We start from the raw sequence: 10,826 nt of genomic DNA, 5'->3' as shown, positions 1-10,826 counted from the left end.
GAGCGGCCGCCGCTCGCGCGGCTGGGCCGGGGTCCCGGCCGCGGCCGGCCCCGCCGCTTTCGCGGCTTCAATCAGCTCGCGCAACCGCTCATCCGTATAGGCGGCGTCGAGTTCCGCCGCGACTTCGGCGGCGATCTCCTCCGGCTCCCCGTAGCGGATGCCGTATTCCTCCAGATGGCGCTCCATAATCAGCGTCGAACCGGCCGCTTCATGGACGGCTGCCGAGAATTTCTCCGGCAGCCCCAGGCGGGCCGCCTCGCGGTCGCCGATGCGGACGCGGACCTGCATCGGGATGCCGCGGTACACCTGCACCAGGACGTGCAGTTCGCCGAACGCGGCGTCCGGTCCGGCCGGCGCGGGTGCGGTCCCGGCCGCGCCTTCCGCCGTCTCGAACAGCTTCGCCGCCTCGGCCAGAATGCGCGGCCAGTCGGCGCCCGGCTTGCGGTCGAGCGCGATGAAGTCGGCGGTGCGGAACACGCCTTTGACGCCGTCGATCTTCAGCAGGCTCCGCAGCGGCTCGGGCGCTTCGTCCGCCTTGTCCGGCGTGTACGCGGCGCGGCGGCCGGCCGGCCACCGTTCGTCGACGTTCAATTTCATCGAATTCGGGCTGGGCGTCGGTTCCACGGACAACAGCTTCATGCGGAATCTCCTCCTTGCATCGCCGCCTGAATGACATTTCTGACGGATATTGCTGATACTATAGTAGCCGATCTTCGCTCCCGAACCAAATATGACGCCAAAAAAAGCACATAAGGAAGCCAAAAGCGCATCTTGGATGCCGCCGCCCGCAGGTCTATACTGAGACGAGACAGACATACGATACCGAGGAGGACAACCGTAAATGGCAGACACCGTCCGCATCGGCGTCATCGGCGCCGGGATGATCGGAAATGTGCATTTGAATGTGTTCGGAAAACTGGAGAACGTGGAGATCGCCGGGGTGGCCGACGCCTCGCTGCCTGCCGCCGAGCGCCGGGCGCAGGAGCACGGCGTGAAGGCCTACGAGACGCCGCAGGCGCTGCTCGACGATTCGTCGATCGACGCCGTCGTCATCGGCGTCCCGAACCGGTTCCATGCGCCGCTCGCGATCCAGGCGATGGAGCAGGGCAAGCATGTGCTGCTGGAGAAGCCGATGGCCATCAGCGAGGAAGCGGCCAGATCGATCCTCGATACGCAGCGCCGGACAGGCCGCGTGCTCATGATGGCGCATCAGATGCGCTGGTCGGGCATCGCCCGCGCCGCCAAGGCGAAGATTGACGCGGGCGAGCTGGGCCGGATCTACAACGCGAAGACCGGCTGGCTGCGCAGGAAAGGCATCCCCGGCTGGGGAAGCTGGTTCACGCGCATGGACGAAGCCGGCGGCGGACCGCTCATCGACATCGGTGTCCATATGCTCGACCTGACGCTGCACCTTATGGGCAATCCGAAACCGGTCTCCGTCTTCGGGACGACTTACGCCGAATTCGGCCCGCGCCGCGAAGGGATCGGCAGCTGGGGAACGCCGGACTGGAACGGCTACTACGACGTCGAGGATCTCGCGACGGCGCTCATCAAGCTGGACAACGGCGCGACGCTGTCGCTCGAAGTGAGCTGGGCGGCCCATTCCGCCGGCTTGCCGGAAGAACCGTTCGTGCACCTGATGGGCACCGAAGCGGGCATCGCCCTGATCGGCAACCGCGGCACGATCGTGAGACACGCAGGCGGCGAGGTCGTCGAAGAGGAGCTCAAGCCCATGGAAGGCGAAGAGGATCGGCTCCTGCTGAGCCGGCACTTCGTCGACTGCGTCCGCGAAGGGAAGGAGCCGATCGCGCCGGCGCTGTCGGGCTATGTGAACAACCGCATTTTGAGCGCGATCTACGAATCTTCCCGCACGGGCAGCGAAGTGAAGCTGCACTGGGATTGACGCGCAATGGGAGCCTCCGGGCGGCCAGACCGCTTCGGGGGCTCCGCTTCATTGCGAATTCAGGCGCGCTCAATGGCCGCCCGTCGGCTTCTGTGCTATAATGCGGGAGGATGTACTCATTACAGGGGCAAGGACGGGGAAGTGATTCGATGATCAGCACGAGCGGCGTTACGCTTCGTTACGGGAAGCGCGCGCTTTTCGAGGATGTCAATATCAAGTTCACGCCGGGCAACTGCTACGGCCTCATCGGCGCGAACGGCGCGGGGAAGTCGACGTTCCTGAAAATTCTGTCCGGCGAGATCGAACCGACGAACGGCGAAGTGCATGTGACGCCGGGCGAGCGGATCGCCGTGCTCAAGCAGAACCACTTCGAGTACGACGAATTCAAGGTGCTCGACACGGTCATCATGGGGTACAAGCGGCTGTATGACGTGATGAAAGAGAAGGAAGCGCTCTACGCGAAGCCGGACTTCAGCGACGAGGACGGCATGCGGGCCGGCGAGCTTGAAGCGGAGTTCGCCGAGATGAACGGCTGGGAAGCGGAGTCGGAAGCGGCTTCCCTGCTGAACGGGCTCGGCATTCCGAACGAGCTGCACGACAAGCTGATGAAGGAACTGGACGGCAACCAGAAGGTGCGCGTCCTGCTGGCGCAGGCGCTTTTCGGCAACCCGCAGATTCTGCTGCTGGACGAACCGACGAACCACCTGGACCGGCAGTCGATTGAGTGGCTGGAAGATTTTCTGCTGAATTATGAGGGAACGGTCATCGTCGTCTCCCACGACCGGCATTTCCTGAATACGGTCTGTACGCACATCGCGGACATCGACTACGGCAAGATTCAGCTCTATGTCGGCAACTACGACTTCTGGTACGAGTCGAGCCAGCTGGCGCTGCAGCTCATGCGCGAACAGAACAAGAAGAAGGAAGAGAAGATCAAGGAGCTGCAGGCGTTCATCCAGCGGTTCAGCGCGAACAAGTCGAAGGCGAGACAGGCGACCGCGCGGAAGAAGCTGCTCGAGAAAATTACGCTCGACGACATCAAGCCGTCGAACCGGAAATATCCGTTCATCCAGTTCAAGCCGGAACGCGAGGCGGGCAAGCAGCTGCTTCTCATCGAAGGGCTGACGAAGTCGATCGACGGCGTGAAGGTGATCGACAACCTGACGCTGACGGTGAACAAGGGCGACAAGATCGCGCTCGTCGGGCCGGATTCGCTCTGGAAGACGGTGCTCATGCAAATTCTGATGGGCGAGCTTGAACCGGATGCGGGCACGTATCAGTGGGGCGTGACGACGACGCGCGCGTATTTCCCGAAGGACAACTCGAAATACTTCGACGGCGTCGATCTCAATCTCGTCGATTGGCTGCGGCAGTTCTCGAAGGAGCAGGACGAGACGTTCATCCGCGGCTTCCTCGGACGGATGCTGTTCTCCGGCGACGAAGCGCTGAAGAAAGCGAGCGTCCTCTCCGGCGGCGAGAAGGTGCGCTGCATGCTGGCCCGGATGATGCTGTCCGGCGCGAACGTGCTGCTGATGGACGAACCGACGAACCACCTGGACCTCGAGTCGATCACGTCGCTCAACAACGCGCTGATCGATTTCGACGGGACGATGATCTTTACCTCGCATGACCGTCAGTTCGTGTCGACGATCGCGAACCGGATTCTCGAAATCACGCCGCGCGGCGTCATCGACCGGCTCATGACGTACGAGGAATATCTCGAGAGCGACGAAGTCAAGGCGCTGCGGGAGCAGGCCTATTCCGCATAAGATATGGGATGAAGCCGCCGGGGACTGGAGCCCGGCGGCTTTTGACGTCCGTCTTGACCGTCCCGCTCTGGATAAGCGGAAAATTTTCATCTGCCTGAAATGGCGTAAGACGGTAAGAGGGGTTCGGCAAAATTGGCGAAGCTGCTTCGCATCTTTCTTCGTTCCTGCCGGCGTGTTCGAGACGGGGGCGAATCGAATTGGTTTTTACGGGATGTTCTCGCCTCTGCAGACGGGTCGGCCGTTTTTGCCTGCGCGGCAGAAGATGGCTTGCGGACAGACTGTTGCATTCATGCATAAAGTCGCGCACCGTGTCAAAACTGTTTCTCTGGACCCACACGGAACCGGTCGGTTATCATACTGCTGTTGTGGATGAAACGATGGAACGGAGGTGCCCGGGCTGGACCCGTATCAAAACATTCGAGCCGGCGAGCGGGGGGCATGGGCGAGCATCGCGGCCTATCTCCTGCTCTCGGGCATCAAGCTGGCCGCCGGGTACGTGTTGTCCTCCAGCGCGCTGACCGCGGACGGCTACAACAATCTGTCGGATATCGCCGCTTCCGCGGCGGTGCTCATCGGTCTGCGCATCTCGCGCAAGCCGCCCGACAAGGATCATCCTTACGGCCATTTCCGGGCCGAGACGATAGCGGCATTGATCGCTTCCTTCATCATGGCCATGGTCGGCCTGCAGGTGCTGATCGACGCCGGGCGGTCGATCACCGCGGGCGACCGGGCCGCGCCGGATCCGGCATCCGCCTGGATCGCGCTTGGCGCCGCGCTCGTCATGCTTGGCGTCTACGCCTACAACCGGCGGCTGGCGGCGCGCATCCGCAGCCAGGCGCTGATGGCCGCGGCCAAGGACAATCTGTCCGACGCGCTCGTCAGCGTCGGCGCCGCGGCGGGCATCTTCGGCTCCCAGTTCGGCATGCCGTGGCTCGATCCGGTGGCCGCCGTTGCCGTCGGCCTGCTCATCCTCAAGACGGCCTGGGGCATCTTCTACAGTTCGACGCATACGCTGACCGACGGATTTGACGAGAAGGAACTGGAGACGCTGCGCGGCACGATCGAGCGGACGAAAGGCGTCCGGCGGATCAAGGACATCAAGGCGCGCATTCACGGCAGCAATGTTCTGATCGACGTCATCATTCAGGTGGATCCTGAACTGTCGCTGATCGAGAGCCACCAGATCAGCGACGAGATTGAGCGCCGGATGGAGCGCCGGCACAACATCGCGAATGTGCACGTCCACGTCGAGCCGTACGAGGAGCCGAGTGCTTCGCGGACGGAGGGGACGTAGGCGGGGCACGCTCGGTCGGCCTTGGATCGCCCGCAGCGGCATGGGAGCCGCCTGCGGGCTTATTGCTGTGCGCGGACGAGCGTTAGCGGCGAGAGGTGACTTTGTTGGGGGTGTCGGACGAGCCGGGCGGCTTCGCTGTTTTTGCAACGGCATGCGGTGCCGTTCATCGTGTTCGTCCCCGCACTTGGGCAAAGAACCGGAGGAACTCTAACGAAACTGAGAAGCGTTATTTTGCCAAACTCGGCCTCAATCGAATTTTTTCGAAACTGAGCGGTCTTATTTGACGCTTCAAGGCAATTTTTGCCCTGTTTCGTCGCGAATGACGTGTCCCAGTTTCGTTGTTTCACACATAAGGGTTGTCAGTAGTTGCAATCGAAAGCCTCCGACCCTGCGCATTCAGCGGATTCGGAGGCTTTCGCCTTGTTGCGTCAATTTCCGTGCACTCGTGGAATACAAAATGGAACGTTATAGGGTTGACATGATACGAAATGTATCATATCATAGGGACAAGTTGTTCGATATCGTGAACTGTCCGGCGGAATTTGCGGTGTGACGCTATTGCGATTTTCGCCATTTCTGGTACTCGAGAAACTCCCGGAACTGCTCTTTGTCGACGCCGGACGCCATCGCTTCCCGGACAAGCTCCGTCCATTCGGGGTCAAGCGCGCCTTCCGGATCCGCCTCGCCGAACAACAGGACATGGACCGGCACGCGGAGGGTGGAAGCCATCTTCTCGATAAATTGGATGGACGGATTGTTTTGGATCCCCCGTTCGACATTGCTGAGATAGGATTTGGCCACGCCTGCCGCTTCGGCCAATTCCGACAGCGACATCCGGCGCTGCGTCCGGATGGCCTTGATTCTTGCTCCAATGCTTTCCATTAGCCGTCTCGTCCTTTGCATGAAAGTTCCTGATTTAGCGGTCATATGAATTATAGCATGGTTTCTTAAAACGAACAAACCGTCGCGTGCGGAGGAGAAACCGTCATGCATGAGTCTGGGGAGGCTGGTCAAAACATGAATGCCGGGGTGCAGACTTTTGATCCGGAATGGGCGGCATTGATCGAGCTGGCGAGAAGGATTGGTCTGACGATTGAGGAAATTCGCGAATTTCTTCGCAACCCGGAGCGTCTTAAGCGCACGAAGTGAATGCGCGGGTTTCGGCTCTGCACGGCGGCGCAGCCGGCGGCTGCGGCTGGCCGGCGCATGCCGGCATGTTCACTATATAGAACAACATTTGCTTTGACGGCGAACAAACCGCCGATCCGCCCGGCCGGCGGACCCCCATATCGGGTTCGTCTGAAGCGGGCGGGTCGTCTGGAGGCGACAACCTTTGAAATCCGAAGACATTGATTTGCGGGAATACTTGCGGATCGTGCGTCGCAGGCTCTGGCTCATCGTCCTGATCGTGCTGACATGCACCATCGGCGCCGCTTACTTCAGTTACAACACCTATGTGCCGCTCTATGCGGCGCAGACGAAACTGTATGTCAACAGCGCGGATGCGGCGGATCCGTTCAGCCGGGGCGTCATGAACATCGGACAAATGTCCTCCGGAGGCGGCGTGATCGAAACGTACAAGGAGATCATCCGCACGCCGATCATCATGGACAAAGTGGTCGAGCGGTACCCGCAGCTCGACGCCTCGACCGAGGAGCTCATCCGCAGTGTCTCCGTCCATGCGCTGAACAACACGTCCGTCATGATCATTTCGGTCACCGGGTTTTCGTACGAACGGGCAGTCATGATGGTCAATGCGATTACGGACGTGTTCGTCACGGAGCTGCCGAAAATTTCGCCGGGCCATTCCGCCGTGCTGCTGACCGAAGCGAAGCTGTCGGCGAGTCCCAATCCGGTGAACGAACAGCACACTACGTATATTTTTCTCGCCTTCGCGGCGTCGCTGATCGTGTCCGTCGGCATCGCCATCCTGCTCGACGTGCTCGACGACCGGATCAAGGACGAGGCGGACGTCGTGCGGGTGCTCGGCGTCTCGACGCTCGCCTCGGTGCCGAAGACGAGACTGCGTTCGGGCCGCACCCGCAGCCGCAAGGGAACCCAGGGAAGGATCGGTGAGGAAGCTTATGCCGCGGTCAAATAAAGACGCGCCGACATTGCAGGTCGACGATGTGTCGCCGTTCATGGAAGCCTACCGGACGCTCAAGGCGAACATCGAGTTCGCTTCCCGCCGCCGGCCGATCCGCGCCGTCGCCGTCGCCTCGGCCGTCCCCGGCGAAGGCAAATCGACCACGGCGCTCTACCTGGCGTCCGCCTATGCGCGGGCCGGCCGCACCGTCGTCCTGGTCGACGGGGACATCCGCAAGCCGACGCTTCATCAGGTGATAGATCGGCGCCGCAGCCCGGGACTTACGGATTATCTGCTCGATCCCGGCATGATGCCGTCTTACGTGCTGACGGACACGATGGTCGGCGCGGCGTTCATCGGCGCGGGGCGCAGCGTCCCGAATCCTTCGGACCTGCTGGCTTCCGAACGGATGACGGAGCTGATCGCGCTGCTGAAGCAGGCATACGACATGGTCATCGTCGATACGCCGCCGATTCTGGCCGCCATCGACGCGAAGATTCTCGCCGCCAAATGCGACGGCGTGCTGCTCGTGCTCGAAAGCGGCAAGGCGCGGGAGAAAGCCGTCCTGAAGGCGAAAACCGAGCTGGTGCAGGCCAATGCGAACCTGCTTGGAGCGGTCTTGAACAAAATGAATCGGAAAGCGCTGGATCCCTATTCGGACTATTACGGCAAATGAGGAGGTTGGGCCGGTGCAACGAGAGCGAAGGATGCGGCAGGCGGCGCGCAACGCTCGTAATGCCGCGGTCGTCGCGCTGTGTCTGTCGATGACCGCGGGATGCACGCTCCTCGACGCGTTCTCCGCCCCGCGGGAAGAGGCGGACGTAACGCCGCAGATCCGGTCCGTGCGGGCCGAGACGGTGGCCGTGCGGCAGATCGAGGAACCGATTCACATTACGGCGGATGTCGAGTCCTCGATTCAGTTCGATGTCGAACCGAAGATCTCCGGCACGGTCGAGACGCTGCACAAAAAGCTCGGCGATACCGTGGAGGAAGGCGAACCGATCGCGCAGCTGTCTTCCGAAGAGGTCAATCTGGCCTATGAGCAGGCGCTGGCCGCCGTCGACCAGGCGAACAGCGCGCTCCGGACGGCCCGCCAGGAACTGTCGGTCAGCCGGCAGGAGCTCGCGGCGGAGATTCGCAAGATGGAGATCAGACTGAACGAATTGCAGCGCCAGCACAACAAGGTCCGCAACGACTACGACAGCGGCCTGGCGACGAAAGAGGACGTCGACCGGTCGGCATCGGAACTCGAATCCTACCGTCAGGATCTGGAACTTGCGCGCAAGCGGCTGCAGTCGTTGAACCAGTCCGACCGGATGGCGGAACTGGAAAATCGGTTGGCCGATGCGGAGCTGGCGCTGCAGCTGCGGAGCGAGGCGCTCGAACAGCTTACGATCAAGGCGCCGGTCGGCGGCGTCATCACGCAGCTGACATTAATTGAAGGCATGATGGTTCGGGAGGGCGTGCCCGTCGGGCGGATCGAGCAGGTGGATCCGGTGCGGATCGTCGCTTACCTGAACGAAGAAGGCGCGCAATATGTGCGGGGCAAGGCCGAGCTCAAGTATGTGCTGCCCGGCGGCGAAGAGCAGGGACAAGCGCCCGTGAGCTATCTGTCATCCATCCCGGATCCCGAGCGGAACGCTTATGTGCTGGAACTCACGGTGCCGAATCGCGACGGCCGGCTCAAGCCGGGCATGAAGGTAGCCGTCGAATTGTCGGAAGAAGCCGAACTGTCCGCGCTTGCGGTGCCGCAGTACGCCGTGCTCGAGGAAGGAAGCCGGCGGTATGTGTTCGTCATCGAAGACGATATCGTGAGAAAACGCGAAGTGAAGACCGGCCGGTCGACACCATCCTATTATGAAGTGCTGTCCGGTGTCAGCGAAGGCGAGAGCATCGCGATTACCGGCGTCAATGCGCTCACCGACGGGGAACGCGTGATCGTTGAACGGAGCGGCAAGGAGGGACAAGCGGAATGAACAGACGAAGATGGAAACGGTGGGCGGCATGGATCATGACCGGGCTGATCATCGCCCTGGCCGCGTCTCCGGGTTCGGCCGCCACCACCGTCTCGGCCGCGCCCGCCGGGACGGCGAGCGATACGCCCTATACGCTGAACAGCGTGCTCAAGGCCGGCGTGAAGACGGTGCTGAACGAACGCGTTCCGGAGGGCGTCAGAATCGGCGCGGTCGTCCGGCTGTACAATACCGCCAGCCGTGCCGTGGCCGTGCCGGGATACGAGCTGCGCGCGGTGACGACGGGCGGCGTCGTCTATACGCTGAAGCCGTCCGCCGACAATCCGCGCACCGTGCAGCCGCAGGAGAAGGCCGAACTCAGCTACATGCTGACCGTGGGGCGTTCCGATGTTTTCACGCTTGAACGGCTTGCATGGGTGAACGTTGACGAATACGTTTACCCGAAGAAAGAAACCAACATGCTGAACATGCCCGTCGCGGGACTGGAATGGTACGGCCCCTCCACGGTGTTCAAGGATGCGCAGCGGTCGAAAGAATGGGGCGCGTCGTTCACGATTCCGGCGGAATCCGCCGAGCTGGTTTACACGCCCGTCCGGCTCGCGGAGCGGCACACCCCGCAGGGCACGACAACCGTCCTCGTGCTGCAGGTGCGGAATACGGGCAACCGGCAGGCCTGGGTTCCGGAGTTCACCGTGTCCGGCAAGACCGTGAAGAGTTACTACTCCGCGCAGCGGGCGGAGAGCGGACCGATCGCGGTTCAGCCGGGATCGTCGCGCTATCTGCACTTCGTCATGCGGCTGGACAGTCCGGAGGCCTGGCTGAGCTTCACGATCAGCACGCCGGAAAGTTTCACGGACGCATCCGGCACCATCCGGTATGAAGCGGGCCGCCTGCAGATCAAGGCGCCCGCCCACCCCGATACGCAGACCGTTCAGTCGTCATATGACCTTCTTGACCCGATCCGCGCCTCGTCGACGCTCAGGCCGAATCTGGCGAACGAAGTCGACATTGCGCTGGCCGAAGTGCGTCGATTCGAACAGGCGGGCGACGGCTTCCTGACAGCCGTTGCGAAATTCAGGCTTGTGAATCGATCCGGCGTTTCCGTGGCCATTCCGGACTTCGGCGTGGAATGGATGACGTCCGAAGGCGTCAGCTACACGGGCGAACGGATGGATGTGCGGCAGAAAATGCTGATGCCGGGCGTCGGCATGATGATCGGCTATACGTTCACCCTGCCCCTCTCCGCCGGGTCGGACGAGCAGGCGCAGCTCACGCTGCTGGACGGCAGTCCGGACACGTTCCAACTGCCGGTCGGCGCGGTCAGCATCCCGCTGGCCGGGGCGGATGCGGAAGAGTCCGGCGGTGCCGCCGACATGTATCCGTTCAAGGTGGAGATCCGTTCCGGATCGCTTGAGCCGTCCGGACTCGTCACGCTCGACTTCGGCATCTCGCGGGCGGTCAATATGACGTTCGACGAGCGGTCCGTCCGGCTCAAGCTGGAAGCGGCCGACCCGAGCGGGCATGTGCTGATGTCCCAGACGTATGCGCTGGCGGGCGCCGGCCGCCTGGGATCCGGCCTGAAGAAGATCGAGCTCGGCGATCGGGAGACAACGGATGCGTTCAAAAAAGTCGTCATCCGGCTGTATGAAGTGCTCGCGATTCCGGGCGGAGAGATTGAACGGCTCGTCAAGACGATGCACCTTGAGGCATCTTCCAGTCCCCTGAGCCCGGCGGCCTGAAGGCCGGAAAACTCACCCGCAGGCATGCGATTGACCGCGGCCGCGCGGCAATCGCGCACCGC

General features: G+C 62.1%; 10 protein-coding genes. 8 read left to right on the top strand and 2 right to left on the bottom strand.

The genetic code is table 11. The annotated features are described in order from the left end of the window. Positions 1–639: virulence factor (locus KJQ12_RS09225; RefSeq protein ID WP_213484420.1), on the bottom strand; the 639-nt coding region annotated here is incomplete at its 3' end. A 202-nt stretch (positions 640–841) separates the two neighbouring features. Between KJQ12_RS09225 and KJQ12_RS09220 the strand changes: the two genes are divergently transcribed. From KJQ12_RS09220 to KJQ12_RS09210, 3 genes are all read left to right on the top strand, one after another. Further along, a complete protein-coding gene (locus KJQ12_RS09220; protein ID WP_213484419.1) occupies positions 842–1,903 on the top strand; it encodes a Gfo/Idh/MocA family protein in 1,062 nt (353 codons plus the stop codon). A gap of 149 nt (positions 1,904–2,052) precedes the next feature. Next, a complete protein-coding gene (locus tag KJQ12_RS09215) occupies positions 2,053–3,672 on the top strand; it encodes an ABC-F family ATP-binding cassette domain-containing protein (protein ID WP_213484418.1) in 1,620 nt (539 codons plus the stop codon). Between the two features lie 397 nt (positions 3,673–4,069). Then, on the top strand, positions 4,070–4,966 hold the full coding sequence (locus KJQ12_RS09210) for a cation diffusion facilitator family transporter (protein WP_213484525.1): 897 nt from the start codon (positions 4,070–4,072) through the stop codon (positions 4,964–4,966). Between the two features lie 555 nt (positions 4,967–5,521). On the opposite strand, the gene KJQ12_RS09205 is transcribed toward KJQ12_RS09210, so the two are convergent. Beyond that, positions 5,522–5,848 carry a helix-turn-helix domain-containing protein gene (locus KJQ12_RS09205; protein ID WP_041853945.1) on the bottom strand — a complete coding sequence of 109 codons (327 nt, stop codon included), beginning with the start codon at positions 5,846–5,848 and terminating at the stop codon, positions 5,522–5,524. A gap of 105 nt (positions 5,849–5,953) precedes the next feature. On the opposite strand from KJQ12_RS09205, the gene KJQ12_RS09200 reads away from it, so the two are divergent. The 5 genes from KJQ12_RS09200 (at position 5,954) to KJQ12_RS09180 (ending at position 10,764) form a co-directional block, all read left to right on the top strand. Further along, positions 5,954–6,115 (top strand): anti-repressor SinI family protein, encoded by a 162-nt coding sequence (locus KJQ12_RS09200; RefSeq protein WP_244860535.1) that lies wholly within the window; start codon positions 5,954–5,956, stop codon positions 6,113–6,115. Positions 6,116–6,299: 184 nt separating this feature from the next. Continuing rightward, positions 6,300–7,067 (top strand): YveK family protein, encoded by a 768-nt coding sequence (locus KJQ12_RS09195; RefSeq protein ID WP_015255981.1) that lies wholly within the window; start codon positions 6,300–6,302, stop codon positions 7,065–7,067. Next, positions 7,051–7,728 carry a CpsD/CapB family tyrosine-protein kinase gene (locus tag KJQ12_RS09190; protein ID WP_015255980.1) on the top strand — a complete coding sequence of 226 codons (678 nt, stop codon included), beginning with the start codon at positions 7,051–7,053 and terminating at the stop codon, positions 7,726–7,728. Before KJQ12_RS09195 ends, KJQ12_RS09190 begins: the two co-directional genes overlap by 17 nt. A 13-nt stretch (positions 7,729–7,741) precedes the next feature. After that, positions 7,742–9,028: an efflux RND transporter periplasmic adaptor subunit gene (locus KJQ12_RS09185; protein ID WP_213484417.1), complete on the top strand. Its 1,287-nt coding sequence runs from the start codon at positions 7,742–7,744 to the stop codon at positions 9,026–9,028. Then, positions 9,025–10,764 (top strand): hypothetical protein, encoded by a 1,740-nt coding sequence (locus KJQ12_RS09180; protein WP_213484416.1) that lies wholly within the window; start codon positions 9,025–9,027, stop codon positions 10,762–10,764. The genes KJQ12_RS09185 and KJQ12_RS09180 overlap by 4 nt, the downstream gene beginning before the upstream one ends. Positions 10,765–10,826 lie beyond the last annotated feature (62 nt).

The organism is Thermobacillus xylanilyticus, assembly GCF_907165215.1.
Lineage (GTDB): Bacteria > Bacillota > Bacilli > Paenibacillales > Paenibacillaceae > Thermobacillus > Thermobacillus xylanilyticus.
This window is presented reverse-complemented; position numbering and strand designations above follow the sequence as displayed.

Coding starts and splice junctions, on each gene's coding strand:
- KJQ12_RS09220 (WP_213484419.1), top strand. CDS start 842: ATGGCAGACACCGTCCGCATCGGCGTCATCGGCGCCGGGATGATCGGA.
- KJQ12_RS09215 (WP_213484418.1), top strand. CDS start 2,053: ATGATCAGCACGAGCGGCGTTACGCTTCGTTACGGGAAGCGCGCGCTT.
- KJQ12_RS09205 (WP_041853945.1), bottom strand. CDS start 5,848: ATGGAAAGCATTGGAGCAAGAATCAAGGCCATCCGGACGCAGCGCCGG.
- KJQ12_RS09200 (WP_244860535.1), top strand. CDS start 5,954: ATGCATGAGTCTGGGGAGGCTGGTCAAAACATGAATGCCGGGGTGCAG.
- KJQ12_RS09190 (WP_015255980.1), top strand. CDS start 7,051: ATGCCGCGGTCAAATAAAGACGCGCCGACATTGCAGGTCGACGATGTG.
- KJQ12_RS09180 (WP_213484416.1), top strand. CDS start 9,025: ATGAACAGACGAAGATGGAAACGGTGGGCGGCATGGATCATGACCGGG.